Origin of the sequence: Paenibacillus sp. FSL H8-0260, from assembly GCF_045040625.1 — a bacterium.
GTDB lineage: Bacteria > Bacillota > Bacilli > Paenibacillales > Paenibacillaceae > Paenibacillus_AQ > Paenibacillus_AQ odorifer.
Window position 1 is genome coordinate 5,915,439 of record NZ_CP150298.1, and the last position, 19,267, is coordinate 5,934,705.

11 protein-coding genes are annotated in these 19,267 nt (G+C 43.9%); 1 reads left to right on the forward strand and 10 read right to left on the reverse strand.

The window, feature by feature from the left end:
• Nucleotides 1-60 precede the first annotated feature (60 nt).
• The 5 genes from MHI51_RS26185 to MHI51_RS26205 all read right to left on the reverse strand — a co-directional run bounded on the left by MHI51_RS26185 (nucleotide 61) and on the right by MHI51_RS26205 (nucleotide 6,853).
• Nucleotides 61-1,647 (reverse strand): glycoside hydrolase family 43 protein, encoded by a 1,587-nt coding sequence (locus MHI51_RS26185; protein WP_405173368.1) that lies wholly within the window; start codon nucleotides 1,645-1,647, stop codon nucleotides 61-63.
• Nucleotides 1,648-1,722: 75 nt separating this feature from the next.
• A complete protein-coding gene (locus MHI51_RS26190; protein ID WP_342410150.1) occupies nucleotides 1,723-3,093 on the reverse strand; it encodes a glycoside hydrolase family 28 protein in 1,371 nt (456 codons plus the stop codon).
• 5 nt (nucleotides 3,094-3,098) lie between these two features.
• Nucleotides 3,099-4,256 (reverse strand): glycoside hydrolase family 105 protein, encoded by a 1,158-nt coding sequence (locus MHI51_RS26195; RefSeq protein WP_405173369.1) that lies wholly within the window; start codon nucleotides 4,254-4,256, stop codon nucleotides 3,099-3,101.
• Nucleotides 4,257-4,350: 94 nt separating this feature from the next.
• Nucleotides 4,351-5,907, reverse strand: coding sequence for an extracellular solute-binding protein (locus MHI51_RS26200; protein ID WP_405173370.1), 1,557 nt, complete (start codon nucleotides 5,905-5,907; stop codon nucleotides 4,351-4,353).
• A gap of 88 nt (nucleotides 5,908-5,995) precedes the next feature.
• A complete protein-coding gene (locus MHI51_RS26205; RefSeq protein ID WP_370511625.1) occupies nucleotides 5,996-6,853 on the reverse strand; it encodes an ABC transporter permease in 858 nt (285 codons plus the stop codon).
• Nucleotides 6,854-7,236: 383 nt separating this feature from the next.
• On the opposite strand from MHI51_RS26205, the gene MHI51_RS26210 reads away from it, so the two are divergent.
• Nucleotides 7,237-8,121 carry a carbohydrate ABC transporter permease gene (locus MHI51_RS26210; RefSeq protein ID WP_076130456.1) on the forward strand — a complete coding sequence of 295 codons (885 nt, stop codon included), beginning with the start codon at nucleotides 7,237-7,239 and terminating at the stop codon, nucleotides 8,119-8,121.
• A gap of 64 nt (nucleotides 8,122-8,185) precedes the next feature.
• Here MHI51_RS26210 and MHI51_RS26215 read toward each other — a convergent pair whose 3' ends face one another.
• From MHI51_RS26215 to MHI51_RS26235, 5 genes are all read right to left on the reverse strand, one after another.
• Nucleotides 8,186-10,432 (reverse strand): AraC family transcriptional regulator, encoded by a 2,247-nt coding sequence (locus MHI51_RS26215; protein ID WP_076130455.1) that lies wholly within the window; start codon nucleotides 10,430-10,432, stop codon nucleotides 8,186-8,188.
• A gap of 198 nt (nucleotides 10,433-10,630) precedes the next feature.
• Nucleotides 10,631-13,300, reverse strand: a complete 2,670-nt coding sequence (locus tag MHI51_RS26220; protein ID WP_405173371.1) for a stalk domain-containing protein — start codon at nucleotides 13,298-13,300, stop codon at nucleotides 10,631-10,633.
• Nucleotides 13,301-13,477: 177 nt separating this feature from the next.
• Complete coding sequence (locus tag MHI51_RS26225) at nucleotides 13,478-15,550, reverse strand: penicillin-binding protein 2 (protein WP_076277178.1); 2,073 nt, start codon at nucleotides 15,548-15,550, stop codon at nucleotides 13,478-13,480.
• 535 nt (nucleotides 15,551-16,085) lie between these two features.
• The gene (locus MHI51_RS26230; protein ID WP_405173372.1) at nucleotides 16,086-18,143 is read right to left on the reverse strand and encodes an iron ABC transporter permease; all 2,058 of its coding nucleotides are present in this window, start codon (nucleotides 18,141-18,143) and stop codon (nucleotides 16,086-16,088) included.
• Nucleotides 18,144-18,151: 8 nt separating this feature from the next.
• The gene (locus MHI51_RS26235; RefSeq protein ID WP_342410155.1) at nucleotides 18,152-19,174 is read right to left on the reverse strand and encodes an iron-siderophore ABC transporter substrate-binding protein; all 1,023 of its coding nucleotides are present in this window, start codon (nucleotides 19,172-19,174) and stop codon (nucleotides 18,152-18,154) included.
• Nucleotides 19,175-19,267: the final 93 nt, after the last annotated feature.

The following is a 19,267-nucleotide window of genomic DNA, read 5'->3' on the forward strand; positions in this document are numbered from 1 at the left end:
TTGGAATAAGAAGGGGGCCCTATCCTCAGAGCAACCCCTTCCTTAGTAAAGCCGTGTGTATTATTCCTTGCCCTGATAACGGAAATATGCGAAATCAGCACTGCTGCCACCGAACTGCTGCATATCATGCGCCGCAATGCCAACAAAGTTCCCAGTGAAACCTCCCGACAAAAAGCTGATATTCTGCGGATCGCCAAGTGGCTTCCACTCCGTATCGTCACCCTTAAGATAAACAAACTGCCCAGTCACTTCCTGCACCTCAACCGCGATCCGCAGTGTTTCCCCTGCATTTAGTTCAATCATTACAGGCTCCGCAGTGAATTCATCGCGCTGACAGCGCATTAACCGCAGCACCTTGCCACGTCCTTCTTCATGGCTGATATACGCATAAAGATAATTATCTTCATTCAGGTATAACAGTAGTCCTGCCATCTGCAGATAAGTATTCGGTTCATATTCAAGCGCTGTTTCAGCGCGGAAGCTTATATCCGTCTGGCGAATAGCCAGAATATGATGCTCAAACAGACTCTGCACGGACTCCCCGGCCCTGATTCTTAACCAGCCCGGTCTTTCAGCAAGGGAACACCAGCTTTCATTCCTAGGAATCCGCAATGTATTCCAGTTCTTTTTCAATTCCTGGCCGTTAAAATCATCCTCAAATTCAAGCGTCCGCACTTGGTTCAGGAACTGTGTTCCTTTAGGTGCTGGTACCTTGAGCTGTGGTGTATTTCCGCCTGAGGTTAGTCTTAACCAGCCCTCCTCATTCCAGTGCACCTGCTGAACGGCAGTCTCTCTCCCCAGTATGGCGTATTCGCCTTCCAGGGGTCGCGTACATAAATGGGCCATATACCATTCACCTTCTGGTGTCTCTACCAGACTTCCATGGCCGGCACATTGAAGCGGCAGCTCGGGATTATCCCGTGAGGTCAACATCGGATTGAGCGGATCCACCTCATACGGGCCAAGCAGCGCCTTGGAACGCGCTACGGTTACCGCATGCCCTGATCCAGTACCGCCTTCCGCTGTAATTAAGTAGTAATAACCTCCCCGCTTGTAAATATGCGGCGCTTCCGTCTTCTTCAGCGGCGTGCAATCAAAGATTTTCACAGGTTCACCTATTAATTGGCACTGCTCTGGATCGTACTCCTGAATTACAATCCCGCAGGATTTGTTGCCTTCCGTAATCCGATAATCCCACAGCTCATTCAGCAGCCATTTGTGCCCATCCTCATCATGGTACAGAGATGGATCAAACCCGCTGCTATTCAGGTATACCGGGTCAGACCAAGGCCCCTCAATATCCTCCGCAGTGATCAGATAGTTATGACAATCTTTAAAAGGCCGTTTAGTGCTCTTAACATCGGTATAAATCAGATAAAACAAACCGTCATAATAGCTAAGCTGTGGAGCCCAGATACTGCAATTTTTCGGATTTCCCCGCAGATCCACCTGATGAGTCAGAATATCTGTGCAATGCTTCCAGTCTGCTAAGTCCGCTGATTGATACACCCTCACACCGGGCAGCCATTCAAAAGAAGAAACAGCAATATAGTACATCTCCCCTGCTCTTACAATACAAGGGTCAGGATTGAAGCCTTTTAATATGGGATTGTGAATAACTCCAGTCTGAATGTTATCAGTAATCATCTTCATACTCCTTCCTATTTCCATACATCCGCACCCTTCACCCTAAGCAAATCTGCAGTCTATCCTGTTCAATTATCAGTCTGTCTGCTCACTTAGATCTTCCTGTGACGGGACAACGGTCACCTGCTGCACTAACTCTTCCACTTTACGGGTGTTTCTCGATTGGCAGCCGGTGATATCTACCATTTCTCCATTTTCAATATAAAAAGCCGGTCCCTCATGATTCTCGATCGTCACTTGGCGGAAGCGGATATCTCTTACGTTGCCCAGATAGAACCCACGGTTGTTCATATCCTGGATTCCTGACATCATGGCTGGACGACCAGGGATTGCATTCTCTGCCATCGAAATATCAATATCGGAAAAGGTAATTTCTGAAATGTATTGCTCCGCAAGGCCGTAAAGAAAACCTGCAGCTGCGTGAACATTCCGAGCAGTAATATTAGCAAAATGAATCCGTCGGAAGCAGGGAGTCTCCTCCGTCACCGGATAAGGATTCTTATCCCATACGTATTTGTCCTTACCACGTGGTCCGCAGAAATAGTAAAGATTAAGAATAAACGGACAGATCACGTCCTCCATCACGATATTGCTGACACGAATATCTTCGACAACACCTCCGCGCCCGCGTCTGGACTTCAGCCGAATGCCGCGGTCCGTCTGCTTGAACACGCAATTGCTGATCACGATATTGCGGATATCTCCGCTCATTTCGCTTCCCAGCACCACACCGCCATGACCATGAATCATCGTGCAGTTAGTTATCGTGATATTCTCGCAGGCAACCCGCTCCTTCGTATCCTCCGTCCCTGCTTTAATGGCGATGCAGTCATCACCCACATCGATATTGCAGTTGCTGATACGGACATTCACACAGGATTCTGGGTCAATACCGTCTGTATTAGGCGAATCCGCCGGATTATAGATCGACAGATTATCAATCGTAACGTCATGGCAACAGATAGGATTCACAGTCCAGCTTGGGGAGTTCACGAGTGTCAGATCTCTGAGCGTGACTCTACGGCAGTTGTCGAAGCTGATAAGCTTCGGGCGGGGATACAGCAATGAATCAGGAGAATTCCGATGTTTATCCCACCAAGGTGCACCCCTTCCATCCAGCTTGCCTGCGCCTGTAACCGATACATTCTCTAGATTTATTCCAAAAATACATGAAGCATGGACGTTCTGCTTCACACCCTCCCAACGGGAATCCACCACCGGATAATCGTTAGGATCAGAGCTGAAGCTAAGCACAGCTCCAGGACTGAGCTTCAGCTCAATATTGCTTTTCATGAAGATAGCACCCGTCTGATAGTGCCCGGAAGGAACATAAACTGTTCCTCCCCCTGCCTCGCTTGCCGCATGAATGGCACTGGCTATCGCTTCCGTTGAAGGCTCTGCACGATTAGGATGTGCTCCGTAGTCATTTATATTGTAGATAGACATGTGCTTCACTCGCTTCCTTTCGTCACGGCGAGACGCTGCAAATATTCATATTCTCCACAAGCCAGGAGAAATGCGCCAAGCCCCTTCTGATCATTGGTTACGATCGGTTCACTGATATAATAGGCGTAAGTACCATCTCTCCGGTCCTCACCACCGAGTCCAGCGACCTGGCAGTTTTTATTCAGGTTAACCCAGCCATTTTTGGTTTCCAGCACAAATTCAGCAATAAGACCTTGATAAGCACGGTCAAGAGTCTCGAACCAACTATCATCGAGTACACCAATCCGAATGCCCTTAGCCATTGCATAGGTGATCATGCTAGAGGCGGAAGCCTCCAAATAATTGCCTTTACGGCCGCCCATGTTTACAACCTGATACCAGACTCCAGCATCCGCATCCTGAACCTGACGAAGCGCTGTCAGCGTATCTGTCAGAATACGTGCCAAGATCTCGTAATCCGCGTGTTCCTTAGGGAGCATTCCGAGTACATCCACTAGCGCCATCACATACCAGCCCAGCGAACGCCCCCAAAAGTTCGGAGACAACCCCGTTTCAGGATCGCACCACGGCTGTACCCGCTTTTCATCCCATGCGTGAAACAGGAGACCCGTCTCAGCATCCTTGGTATGACGCTCGCACAGAATAAATTGCCGGGTCACATCGTCCAGACCCTTGCCGCCTTCATACTCAAGTAAATACTCCAGATAGAAAGGAGAGCCCATATACAAGCCATCCAGCCAAATCTGATAAGGATATACATTCTTATGCCAAAACGCACCTTCCGAGGTTCGAGGATGCGTTGTTATCTGCTTTCTTAATAAATCTGCAGCCATTTTATATTTCGCTAACCCAGTTTCTTTATGGAGCACAAACAGGATCTTCCCGTTATTTAAGTGATCAATATTATGTTCGCTCAGGCGATATCCCTTCACAGAGCCGTCTTCCTCAATAAAATAATCCATATTATCTTTGATGTATTGATAATATTTAACCTGCCCGGTCTGTCTCCACAGCAGCTCAAAACCCTTCAAGATGACTCCATAATCATAAGACCATTTTCCATGATATCCGTTATCCTCATATAATCTTGGCGTTCGCTCCATAATCGAATCTGCCATTCGAACACCCCAGCCCATACTCCTAAGTGCATTGTTGTCTTTCATTTTTTCCTCCTGTTTGAATAGATATGGTCCTAAACGCAGCCTCCCCATTTAGGACCCCTCTATTATTTTCTTAGAATATAGTCTGTAGTACTTCTTAAGGATTTACAGCTTTATAAGCAGCTTCATATTCAGTAATGATTTTGCTGCCGCCGGATTTCTTCCACTTTTCAACCTCAGCTTTAAATCCGTCCAAATCAATTTTGTCTAGGATATATTTATAAGTGGCATCTGTCATAATCTTCTGCAACTCAGATCCTTGAGTAGAATAGGTCTCAGATTCCAGAGAGTAAGCAGGATTCAGTACAGCATATTTAGCATTCTCAACGATCAGCTTATCAGCTTCAACTTTGAGTGGATCAGCATCATGGATAATGAATCCATTCTCTAATGGACGAGATGCCGAAAATGGCTGAACTTCTTGCTTCCAGAGATCTGTATCCTTAATCGTAACCGCTTGTTCTCCATCAATAGTGTAGTGAACATCCTTAATACCGTAGGTCATCAAGCCATAGACATCTTCATTCATGAGATCATTAACAAATTTCAAGATCCGTCTTAACTCATTTTCATCCTTGACTTCGGATTTCGGGAAAGACAACAGTCCCCCAATTCCGTTATTACCAGCCCAGATGGCGCGATCCGCTTCATTACCGGTGGAAGTGATATCGTTAACCATAACCAAATCCATACCATCCTGTATGCCTTTAGACAAATTCAGCAGATTCTTGCTGTCAAACAAGGCACCCACATAAATTCCAGCCTTCCCTTGCGCAAAATTCTGCTGCTGATCTGTTTTAGCCGTCACAGCGAAATCCTGATTGATATAACCACCATCATAAAGAGTCTTCATATAATCCATGGTCTTGACATAAGCCTCTGTATCGAACTCCGGTGTCATTTTACCCGCATCATCTACACTCCAATAGTTCGGTGTTCCAAAGTATGAGCCTAATGTCTTAAATGCTCCATATACAAGATCACTGCGGTCCATGAAGCCTGTGGTATCCTTCTTGCCATTACCATCAGGGTCTTTTTCGGTAAACGCTTTCGCAACTTCCATCAACTCATCTGTTGTTTTTGGAACCTGCAACCCAAGCTTATCCAGCCAATCTTTACGGAGAACAATGCCGTTTCTAGCCAAGGACTTCTGGAAAGGAACTCCGTACAGCTTACCTGCAATCGATGCCGATGTACGTGTATCCTGTGAAATTTTAGCCAAATTCGGGAACTCATCAAGATAAGGACTTACTTCCCAGAACATACCGGCCTTCAGTGCATTACGTACAGAAGAGTTATCAAGAATAGTCAGGGTAACGATGTCTGCCAGGGAATTCGATGCTAATGAAGTATTAATACGTTCTTCTTTGGAAGGATCGGGAATCCATGAGAATTCAATCTCTGTATTCGTCAATTCTTCAATTTTGTCCAGAATAGGACCCGTTGGTGTTGTAGACGTTTGTAAAATGTTCAGCCAGCTAATCTTTGCTTTAGCATCTAGCACATCTGCAGGTGCAGCAGTTGTTTTAGCCGTTGAATCCGTTCCCCCATTTGAAGAATTTGACTCCTTCGCGTTATTGCCTCCTCCGCATGCAGTGAGTACTAACCCGCTACACAACATTAAGGCTGCAATTTTTTTGTAATTGCGATTCATCAACATTACCCCTTTTACTAATGTATTTGTGTTGTATCTTCCACCTCTGCCCTTAAGGCAGAGGTAAGAATTCAGCATACTGTGAAGCCTAGTAAACACCATCTTCACCGATTTTTTTGGCTAACTTGTTCGACAGCATAACGAGAATCAAGCCAACCACACCCTTGAACAGACCTACTGTGGTACTGAAACTCAATTGTCCGTTCTTTAAACCAGCTGTATAGATATAGGTATCGAAAATTTCTCCAACTTCGCGGTTCAAGGAATTGATCAGCAAGTACATATGCTCAAAGCCCAGATCCAGCGTGTGGCCAATCTTCAGAATAAGCAAGGTAATAATGATTGGACGAATCGCCGGCAGGGTGATATGCCAAGTTTTGCGTAATCTTGCCGCTCCATCCATCTCAGCTGCTTCATATAACTGCGTATCCACTACGGTAATGGCTGCCAAATAAATAATGGTTGACCAACCAATTTCTTTCCAAATGATCTGTCCGATATACACGGTACGCAACCACTCAGGAGAAGTCAAAAAGCTAATCTTCTGCATCCCAAGGGCCGCTAACATCTCATTCAACACCCCTCCATCCACATTCATAAATACATAGGAAATGGAGACGATGATAACCCATGACATGAAATGGGGGATATAAATAATCGTTTGTATGGTGCTCTTAAATAACTTGTGCTGAACTTCGTTAAGCATCAGCGCCACTATAATAGGTAGCGGGAAGAAAATAACGATGTTTAATGCAAATAGGATAAGTGTGTTACTCAATAGCATAAGGAAGGTAGGTTCTGTAAACAATCGGACGAAATGCTTAAACCCTACCCACGGGCTATCCGCTATGCCCAGAAACGGCTGATAATCCTGAAATGCAATGATAAGACCGCCCATAGGCAGGTACTTAAAAATAACAAAATACAAAAATCCCGGGAGTATCATCAGATACAATAACTTGTTTCTTTTTAAACTCAGCCAGCTAGGCCCCGTTCGCTTTTTTCTTACTGGATTAACTTTCGTGTTCAGCATGGTGACGTTTGCCTCTTTCACCTGATCGGCCTCCTTGATCGCGTTTCTTTACGATTCCCAGATTACGATCATTCGTCCATTACGTATATAATCATCAGATACTGATACTCCAAGAACCCTACAGCTATAAGGTTTTCCAGGTCCGTGCATCTTATAGTGATTACTACAATACATAAAGATCATCTATGCCTTATCTCGCTTTTTCCTCCCAAAACAAAGCCCAAGCTAATGATTATATACGGAATAACAGACCCCTGTTAAAGTTTCAATGAAACGATTACAAGGAGGATATCTGCATGTCGCAATCATCTTTTAAAAAAGAAAATATGGGTAGCCGGCTGTTTACTATTGTAAATACCACACTGCTTACACTCATTGCCCTAGCCTGTCTTTTACCCTTTGTCAATGTGTTTGCCAGTTCCTTTGCTTCAACACAGGAGGTAGTAGAAAAAAGCTTCATCCTGTTCCCGACGACATTCTCTTTGGATGCTTACCGTTATATACTGTCAACGCCTACTATCTTTAAAGGGCTTGGCGTATCCATCGGTGTAACCTTAGTGGGTACAGTTGTCAGTATGGTTCTTACCTCTTTAATGGCTTATGGATTATCTAGAAAATATCTATACGGAAGAGATTTCATCAATTTCGTAATCGTGTTCTCCATGCTCTTCAGCGGGGGAATGATCCCTACTTTCCTGGTAGTTAAATATTTCGGATTAATCGATTCGTACTGGTCCATGATCATGCCTGTTGCGATCAATGCTTTTAACCTGATCATTATGCGTAACTTCTTCCAGGCGCTGCCGGAAGGGCTAGAGGAATCAGCCAAGATTGACGGCTCTAATGATTTTGGTGTATTTTTCAAAATCATGCTTCCGCTGGCGATGCCATCTATCGCGACCCTCTCCTTGTTCTACGGGGTAGCTTACTGGAACACTTATATGAGTGCAATTTTATATATGACAGACTCCACTAAGTGGCCTATTCAAGTCCTGCTGCGCCAAATTGTTATCGTCGCCAGCGGGATGCAGGGAGATAATGCTTCTGTTGATATTATCCCACCTGCTCAAACCATCAAAATGGCGGTTATCGTAGTCGCAACCGTTCCAATGCTGCTCGCCTATCCTTTCGTACAAAAACACTTCACCAAAGGAGCCCTGCTGGGTTCTGTAAAAGGCTAAAACATTGCAGCTGCACAAACAGCCAGCCCCGGTCTCCCGGGGCTGGCTGTTTGTGTTCAGCGCCTTACTTCTCCTGTTTCTGGGTTCGGTATGCACCTGGTGTTACATGTTCTTTTTTACGGAAGGATCGAATAAAGTTCTGCGGATTATGGTACTGCAGCCTTTCAGCAATCTCTTTAATGGTCATATCCGTTTCCACCAGCCACTTCTTAGCCATTTCCAGACGATAGTTCATTAGATACTCGCTAAACGTCATCCCGTACTCTTTTTTGAAAATACTGCTTAAATAGTTCGGACTGTAATGGAGGCGATCACCAATTAATTCTAGCGTTAAGTCCTGATCAAATTCCGAGCGGACAATCACCGCAATTTTATCGGATAAGAGGCGGAACTGACGGTCTGTCTTCTCCTTAACGCTGGTCACCATCGGATGGATAACTTCTTTGACCAAAATGCGTTCGATCTCTTCCGGATTACGGATGTCTAACAATCGGTGATACAACGTAGAATTGTCCTCTGTCAGCAGAACCTCTACACCCAGCAGCTGCTCCAGCTGAATCAGATTGTTGACGAAACGTATTAATGTGACTTCGAAATTCAAAGGGTTCTTACTGTGCTTCATCATTTCCCCGAGTAATGGATACAGAGAACAGGAGACTTGTTCTTCATCTCCAATCCGAATCGCGTCAAATAACTGGGACTCAAACTCAGACGGATAATGCAGTAGAACTGGACCCGAGATCACCTTCGATATATCCTCATAGAAGATGATAGACTCTTTGCCCAGATTTAAACGATGATGCAGCGCCTGCTTACTCATCTCGCAAGCTTCCCTACTAAACAATAAATTATCATAAAAATTGCTGATTCCAACGCTAATGGATAGTTTCAGGATTTCTCTAGCTGTTCGAATAATTGTCTTGGCATAGTCCAGTGCTATTCTCCGGTTCTCCTGTTCATTCGCTCCCTCAAAGATCAGGATAGTCGCTTGTGTACGGTCATTTAATAAGATAGGAATCATCCGCCTCTCCTGCGGAATCAGCTCTTCCACCAGTTTGTTAACCGCTACAAGCAGAAGATCCTTATCACTAGCCTGCCGTTCCCCATAGTTATCCAGCTGTATTAGCAGCGTTGCGTACACCGAATTCTGTGACAGCTCATAACCGAAACGAGGCAAACCCAGATTAAGCTCTTCTTGGGATATCCGGCTACGAAACAGATTTAGAATAAACTGAGTTTCCAACTTAGGCATCTCAGACTCAATCAGACCCTCTAGGCTTTCTTTCTCCGATAAGATGGTATCAATCGAATTAATAATCCAGTCTACCTCATTCTTAGGCTCTAGCTCCGCATTGGCAGGCAATAATCGGCGCTGAATCTGCCGGAATGGCTTGGTGAAATACAAAGAGATCACATAAGCGACTACCGCAATCAACAACGTAATAAGCAGTACCATCATCACAATCCCGAATCGGGTTGTCTTTAGTGCATCAGAAATTTCTGATTTATCCAAAATAGTTACGTAAATCCAATTATTATAAGAAGATTTAGCATAAATAGCTTTAATCGATTGGTGATCAGCCCGCTCCATGGCAATCGTCCCCAATTGCCCCCCGCCTCCGGCAACATTAGTGATATGGCTAAGTTGATTATTAGTCAGCAGGGACTTTCCAGTTTCCGACTCATATAAAAGTTCACCCTCCCGGTTAAGAATAAACACCGGTGTGTTTCCTTCGGTCTGAAGGGTGCTCTGCAAGGTCTGAAGGGATATATCAGATAAGGCAATCGCCTGTTTGGTCTGTGAGAATACCGGCAGGGTATTTACAAAGCGGATACCCTTATCCGTCTTAACCCAAAACAACCCCCGGCTACGGTTATTAATATAGCTCTCATAAAGTGTCCTGCTCTCTTCTTCCGTTAAATGTGAAAGCTTACCATTGGAAATCTGCCATTTCTGCTCCAAACTGATTAGAGAATAATTAACAAAATCCATCCCCATGCTGGCAATGTAGTTAAGCTGGGAATTAATCTCGCGATACTTCTCAAAATCCTGCTCGGTGATCGGATTTTGCACGACCTCCCTGAAGGAACTGGTGGTACTGTAAGTATTAAAAGCGTATTCGATGGTCTGAATTTTCTGTTCCAGGGTGTTTTTAATTTGAGTAATTAAACTCTGTTTATCATCCGCTACTCTTTCATTTACCGAATTAATCGTCGTCAGATAAATATAGCCACCGAAGCTAATAACCAGGCCAATTCCCAGCACCAGAATAGGAACAAAAATCTTGTAGAATATCCTGCCTCTTTTCATGATAGACTCCTTAAGCATGTAATTATTTTCAATTATAGCGCTTCCAATAGGTTAAACCAAATGTTTTAAATGTGTATAATCGCAACCCTATTTTTATAAAAAATAGAAAACAAAAAAACAAGGCAAAAAGCGCTTCATCAAGCCCAGTGCTCAATAAAGGTTTTTTGCCTTATATTATAATGATTTTATTCCCTATCCTTATATTTCAATCTCTTCCGTTGAATACGAAAGACCACCACTTTGCACGCCATTGTTATTGGCTACCGCAAGAACATATACTTTATATTTAACACCCTTAACAATTAATGCACCATTAACATCTCTTCTCGAGGCAACAATTGTAGGATTCGTTCCGTTAGGCGTTATCGACGTATAATACGAGGATTTCACCTCAATTGCTTCCGCTGAACCAAAACCTTGTTTGGACGGAACCACCAGAATTCGATATTCCGAAATGTTAGACTCGTTAGAGGAACGGTTGAAACTCACTAGTATTTTACCCTCATCCACACTGTACGTTACATTAGTGACAGAGGTTACCGGCAGCTTAGTGGATAAAGTTATGGCATTCGACTCTGAGGACAACACATTAGTACCTGAGTACTTGCCGCTGCCAATCGTTAACACATACACTCTGTAACTGATTCCACTCTTTATTAAATTTCCGTTTACGTCTCTGGCTGAAGAATCCAAGACTTGACTGGTGTTATTTCCAGAAATGCCTACCGCTGTGTAATTGGAGCTAGAAACAGCATTTGCCTGTGTTAAGCTAAAGCTACTGTAATAGGAAGTAGGTACAATCAGGATTCGATACTGGCTAATGTACGTTTCATCCGTGGCATGGTTAAAGGATACTTTTATATCCCGGCCGTCTTCGTAATCATTAACGTCCCTTACATCCAAGCTCGAAATAGGAGCCAATTTGTAATCTACATTCAACGTAATTAAAAGTGAACCAGAAGAAAGAATATTGCTGCCCGAGTAATTCCCGCTTCCGACCGTTAACACATAAACTCTGTAATTGATTCCACTCTTTATCAGGTTACCCCGCACGTCCCTTGTTGACGAGGTTAACACTTGATTGGTGCTCGATCCTGTTGTGCTCACTGCTGTGTAGTTGGAACTATACACATTATTGGCGTCAGATAAACTGAAGCTGCTGTAATAGGAAGTAGGTACAACCATGATTCGATACTGGCTAATATAGGTTTCATCCGTAGCGTGGTTAAAGGATACTCTTAAATCCCGGCCATCATCATAGTCATTTACGTCGCTTACATCCAAATTGTAGACAGCACTCACATTGTAGTTAAGAGCCAACGTAATTAATGCTGAATCCGCTGAGAGAATATTGGTTCCCAAATTCTTGCCGCTGCCAATCGTTAACACATACACTCTGTAAGGTGTTCCATTCTTAATCAAATTACCACGTACGTCTCTTGCTGACGAGGCTAACACTTGACTGGTGCTAGATCCTGTTGTGCTCACCGCTGTGTAGTAAGCGCTGGAGACATTATTCGCTTCAGATAAACTGAAGTTACTGTAATAAGCTGTAGGCACAACTAGGATTCGATATTGGCTGATATACGTTTCATCTGTAGCGTGGTTAAAGGATACTTTTATATCCCGGCCATCGCCAATGTCACTAACGTCGCTTACACTTAAATTAGAGATATTAACCGAGGACAGCATAATCGCAGATGAAGCAGCAGACAACAAATTGTTGGCTGTATTACTGCTACTATCTACCCCCATAACAAAGATACGGTAACTAACTCCCGTCTTAATGACGGCTCCATCCACATCCCTCGCTCCTGATGATAGGACCTGGGTAATATTAGAGCCTGTTTTGTTAACCTGCGTGTAATTTGAACTGCTAACAGCATTTGCTGCCGCCAAATTAAAAGAAGAATAATTAGAAGCTTTGACCACAAATATTCGATAAGAACTCACCTTAGATTCATCCGATACCCTATTAAAGCTTACGGCTAAATCACGGCCATCACTATAATCGCTCACATCACTTACTTGTACATTACTTGGGGCAACGACTACAGTGTTAGTGTTAAGCGATATAGTCGCAGAACTATACGAGAGAGCGCTGGTATTATTGCCTTTACCCACTGCGTAAACATAAGCTACATAGGTTTGATTACCTTTAATGAGATCACCATGAACATCCCTTGAATTTGCTGTCATTCTAATCGTAGGATTAGTGCCTGTAGCTAAAACCGTAGAATAATTGGCAGATGTAACCTTTTGTGCAGATGAGATATTAAAAGTGCTCCAAGCCTTTACAATCATTACCCGGTAATGATCCACAAGAGCTTCATTAGAAGATTGGGTGAAGCTGACCTGAAGATCACGGCCGTCACCGTTATCACTTACATCCTTTAACTGTACATTCGATGCCGGATTTACAGTTCCAGTTTTACCGCCGGAAGTTGTTATGGTCACCACTTTGGTGCTCGGATTCCATCCCACATCATGACCCAATGCCTCACTTACAAACCGTGTAGGAACCATCGTTCTCCCTTTCAAATTCTGACCCGGCACATCTAGAGTTACAGCTTTATTGTTAATCGTGGCTGTCTTTGAGCCAATCTTTAACATAATCGTTGTATCATCCTTAGTTGCAGTTACAGTTTGTGTTTTCTGATTCCACTTGATAGTGGCATTAAAGGCTTCAAAGATTGCCCGTAAGGGTACCATCGTCCGTCCATTTACCATCACCGGTGCTTGATCTGTGGACAATCGAACTCCGTCAATAAAAATACTGATGGGCGCAGTAGCAGCTTTTACTGAAGATTGAAACATCATTGGCAAAACTAATAAGCCCACTAAAATAGAAATCCATAACTTCTTCACAGATTCACCCTCCTGGAATGACGAATACATTTTTTTCCTAACCTTTTGACGCTCCTACTAGGATAAAAGTTTCACGCTTTATGGTTACAATATTTTAATCTGGAACCCGTTCCTTCGATCCGCCACAAACCGCTCTGTAAAAAGAAAAAGAAAGCGCGGTTTGCGCTCTCCTTTGGGTCATTCGCTGATGCTTTTATCCACATTTTTCTTCGGAATTCCATCCAATCCGTACTCCCAATCATAAGCATCAAAAATTTTTCTCGCTACAGGTGCTGCACTGCTAGATCCAAATCCGCCTTCAGGAATAACTACAGCTACAGCAAGTTTTGGATTTTCACGTGGTGCAAAAGCTATAAACACTCCGTTATCACGGTTTATGTTTTTACTATCCGTCTGTTGTGAAGTTCCTGTTTTACGCGCAAAATCATAGGGGAAATCTCCGAAGGCACTTTTAACGTCACTGTTCATCCCTTTCTTTATCTCCCGCCAATAGGATTTATCGAAAGTAGTCACTTCATCAAGCACTTCCCGTTTGAATTTTTTGATAACCTTACCTTTGGAGTCCGTGATCTTGCTTACTAGCTGTGGTTTGATTCGTTGCCCTTCATTGGCTAGTGTAGCCGCATATTGCGCCAACTGAAGAACGGTATAACGCCCCTGCTGCCCAAAAGAAGCATACACAAGTGCAGACTGCACTGAACCCGCTTTAGCTTCAGCTTTATAATTCAAATCACCCAAGTATTCCCTTGGTAAACCTATTCCTGTTGGAACACCCAAACCGAATTCTTTCATATAGGTGTCCCATTTATCAATACCCTTAGACTTGTATTTGTCGTACAATTTTTTCCCGATCATATCAACCATATATACGTTTGAAGATTTTTCAATTGCTGTATGAGGATACAAAGAGCCGTATACATGATTGGATGAGTTCCTTACATTAGTCTCATGTCCTTCTCTACCAAATGAGGTGATCCCTTTATCTTGATAGGTAGAAGAAGTACTTATAAAGCCCTCCTTTAAGCCAATTAACACACTCAATGGTTTTATGGTCGAACCGAGCAGCACGGTAGATTCAAAATTATGCCCTGATCTTCCTGATGAGTATGGAGTTATCGTTCCATTTTGGTAATGCTTTTCAATTTTTTTATACACCTCTGGAGAGATCGAACCCGTAGCCCAGCTGTTGGTATCATAGTCAGGCATACTTGCCATTGCAATAATATTACCTGTATCCACTTCCATGGCCACAGCGTAACCTGTTAAAGCATCCGGATGTGTTTCTCCCTGAACGGTGTGTGAGTGCAACCACTGAATCTGATCTTTAATGGCTTCTTCGGTCTTCAGCTGAATTTTTTTATTAAGGGTAGTCCAGATAGTACTTCCTTTGACCGGGGGTTCAATACTGACAATTTTTTCCGCCATATTCTGCGGATCTACGGAAACTTCCTTATAACCATTCTGTCCCCGAAGCTCCTTCTGGTATTGCAGCTCCAAGCCATCAAAGCCTACTAGCTCATCCTCTTTATAGTTAAGTCCAGGGTTCTGATTATTTTTCATCGCCTGAAGTACATCCTTATAAAGATCTAAACTAGTAGAGGATTTGAAAAATTTCACGTAGCCAACAGCTTGTACAGCCACCGTATCGGTATCATAATGCCTGCTGCTTTCCTCTATCACTTCAAGGTTTGGATATTCGTTTTTGTGTTCTAAAAAATAAGCGATTTCTTTCTTAGTTAAACCTGATTTAATTCTTCGCGCTACATAACCAGAGAGTTTTTTTGAATATAAATCCATAGACTCAAGGATCTCTTCTGTGGTTAGTTTTTTCTCATTAGGATCACCATAAGTTTCGAAGGCTTCTGCTAACTTGGTGGCGAGTACCTTTGATTTATTATTTGCCTCAGCAGTTAAGGTAACTTTTTTCGTAGTTTTATCTGTTTTTGTTGCGGTATATTCCTTATCCAAAGTAAGGTACAAAGATTGAACGGGCGTTGAGTATGCCAATTTCTCACCATCAGCAGCGAGGATATTCCCTCTCAATGCCGATAATGCCACTATTTTCGTATCCCGATTAGCCTCAGCTTCAGATAACGTAGGTCCTTCGACAAATTGCAAGACCGCAAGGCGTAGGATAATTACACAAAAAATAATAAAAGTGCTAAAGAAAAAAATATTGATTCTTAATTCACCAGAGTTGTTAATAGCTTTGCTGCCATCTTGTATACCTTTTCTGTCGAAGAGTCTCACATAATCCCACTCCTTATTTCCAAAATTCTACAACATAAGATACAAGTATAAACTAGCAAACGAAAATATACAAAATTAAGAATAATAGTTAAATAATTGTTCACGAATCGATAATATCCAATTAAAAAAGCAGCGATCCCCGGTATGGGAGAATCGCTGCTTTTTGTTTATGGGCGCTGGTGGCCTGCACCAATAAATTCTCAACATTCGCTGAGGCTTAAGGACTCAGATGACGTTATATGCGCATTTTTAGCCTTTGGAGCTTGGTTTCGGACTCCAATGACGTTATTTCGTAGGAAGAAGGGCAAATCGGGTACTTTTCATACCAATAGCGACTATGCGGTCCGTTGGCACTTCAAATGCGAAATAAAGGTCATCTGTGTCCGATAGCTGTAGCGTAAGGGAGGGGAATTTTAAACAGATGAAACGATGTTTGAGGAGTTCTTGATAGAGCAAGCTCTAATTAATCAGGGGGTGCCCCAGCAGCCATTTTACGGCTGCTGGGGCACCCCCTGATTTTTTCTTATAACAAAATCTACACTTTTCTAACCTGTGACCGGTACATTAGAAACAAGAAATACGGAGCCCCAATCAGCATAATAATAAGGCCTGAAGGGATTTCTTTCGGCGCCATTATGGTTCTTCCGAGCGTATCGGCAATGACGAGCATCAAGCCGCCAAGTAATCCTGACAAAACAATCGAGCGTCTCGTATGATGACCAATCATCATCCGCACCGCATGCGGCGCCATGAGTCCGAGAAAGCCAATTGTTCCCACACTTGCAACGGCTCCCGCGGCGAGCAAAACGCCGATAATCATAGCCCAAAGCCGCGTTCCTCGAACCGGCAAGCCCAATCCTGTTGAACTCTCGTCACCAAATGCCAACAAATCGCATTTTCGGCCCAAATAGTATGCAATCGGAACAAGTACAAGCAGGAATGCAAATAGGATGTAAAATTGATTCCAGCTTCGTCCATAAGTCGAACCCGTTAACCAAATTAAGGAGCTACTGCTCCATAAACTTCCTTTGACGATCATGACCTGGATTCCGGCAGAGGCAATTGCAGAGACTGCGATTCCAAGCAAGATCAGAACCGATGGATTCAAGGACCTGCGCCAGGCCATAAAAAAGACAAAAGCTGCAGCCAGTCCCCCACCCACGATTGCGGCAAGCGGAACTGCAAATACCGTCAATGCTGGCCAAACGGTCATTACGGCCAAAGCACCAAAGCCAGCCCCTGAGGTCACACCAATAATAGAGGCATCTGCCAGTGGATTTCGAACAGCGCTTTGAATCAGTACACCACTGATTGCAAGTGCGATCCCTCCTGCAGCCGCTACGAGTGTACGGGGAAGCCGTAAATTCAGCAGGACGGAATAGGATTGATCCCCCCTATGGAACATACTGCTCAGCAATTCGCTGATCGGTATTTTTGTTCCCCCAAACGATAAGCTTACGAGGATAATAGCAATCAGCAGCACAGTCATAACTATAGCCGTCGGCACAAAGCGCAGACGCAGTCCCGCCCCACCGATACTCATCGATGATTGGCCAGCGCCTGAGCCCGATATATTTTTCATCTTGGTGAGTACCAGCCAAATGAGCCACGGGGCTCCAATAATCGCCATAACTGCACCAACAGGCATTTCTCCCACACTGCTTCGCACTACACGCGCTAGCGTATCCGCTGCCGTGATGAGCAAGGCTCCCCACAACGCGCTTGCAGGAATGAGCAGGCGATGCTTGCGAATTCCACTAAGCCGGACAAGATGGGGAGCCACTAAGCCGACGAAGCCAATCGGTCCGACCACGCTGACTACAACCGCAGCCATTAATACCGATAGGCCAAGCCCCGTCGCCCGAATTAACCCTACTCGCTGTCCAAGTGAACGGGCCGTTGACTCATCGAGCTCCAGCGCATCAAATTGTCTGCCGGCAAATATCGCTGCCAATAGCAGCACTACGACAAAAGGCCAGGCATATATAACACCGTCCCAATCCAACTGGATTAGGGAACCTGAACCCCATAAAAACAGATTTTGTGTTTCTGTTCTTTTAAAAATATGTATGGCCGATGTAAACGCTCCGAGCACCATGGAGACGATCATACCTGACAAAGCCAGCCGAACAGGTGTGGCCGCCTTGCCTCCACTCAATAAATAAGCGGCTAAAGCAGCAAGCAGTCCCCCTGCAACTGCCAACAAAAATGGAAACTCGTGCTGCAAAGCAGGAAAAGCTACCATACCAAGCACGACCATAAAGTATGCCCCGGCATTAATCCCAAGTGTATCTGAGGAAGCAAGCGGGTTCTTCGTTATAGTTTGCAATAATGCCCCAGCCACAGCCAGAGCAGCCCCGGCCAGCAGACCAATAACTGTACGTGGCATGCGGATATCCCAGAGCAGATTATGTTCCATTATATCTTGGCGATTCAGCAAGCCATCTATTACAGTAGTTGCAGGGATCTTGGCTTCCCCAAAGCCCAAACTTAAAACGAACAGAATGAAGAGGACGGCAAAGCCGCCCCCAAATATTCCAATGATCCGCCAGTTCATGCCGATAGAGGCTTCTTTGCTACTCTTTTCGTTCATAACCGCACTCATTTCGTTAATGTATTTACAACTTCATCCACGATAACTTTGGAGGAGATCGGACCGCCGAACACCCAAGTAGTACTGCTCAATCCGAAGGTGCGATTCTCTTTCACAAAGTTAAGGCCATTCCAAACGGAATTATCCTTCAGTTCTTTCGTGAAAATATTATCATCCTCTTGGACGATATAGATCAGATTTGTATCCTGAACCGCAGGCAATGCTTCAACTGTAGAGGTGCTGAATCCGTAAACTTCGAAATTTTCAGGTTTCCAGTCGTTTTTCAGACCGATCCGATCCAAAGTTTGTACCGCAAGTGAATTATCTGTAAAAAGACGCATCGTTGCTGCATTCTGGTAGCTGTATGCTTGTGTCAGTACATAGTTCAAGCCTTCTTTGCCTGCATCAGCCAGCTTTGCCTTTGCATCTGCATAATGTGCATCCAAATCATCAAGAACCTTATCGGCTTCTGCTGTTTTACCTACTGCCGCTGCAATTGTTTTGAAAGTATCTTCCATCAGTGTGTACTGATTACCTTCTCCTTCATTCGGATACAAGCCGAAAATCAATGTTGGAGCGATACTTTTAAGTTGATCATAGATTCCTTCATGCCCACCCGTATTGGCAATAATTAGATCAGGCTTTAATGAAGCAATTGTCTCCAGATCTGGCTCGTCACGGGAACCAACATCAGTCACGTTTGCATCAAGCGGTGCTTCAGAAGTCACATACAGCTTATAGTTTTCGTTATCTGCGTTACCTACTGGCTGCACTCCCAGTGCAATAACATCCTCCGTAAAGGTCCATTCCAATACCACAACTCTTTGCGCAGGTTTGTCCAGCGTAATCTCACCTTTAGAATCCTTTAAAACAATAGGACCGCTTGTAGATTCACTGCCCGCGTTTTCAGCAGCTGGTTTATCAGTTGCTCCCGCGTTCGATGTTGAATTGTTCTTTTGGTTAGTACCACAGCCTGATACGACCAATATAATAGCAACAACCATAAATAAACTAATTAACTTTTTGTGCATTTACTTTATCCCCCTGGATTCAACGTTCGAAGTTTATTCTATGATAACAGTTATCAATCTATTGATAATGATTATCATAGAAAACATATTAGT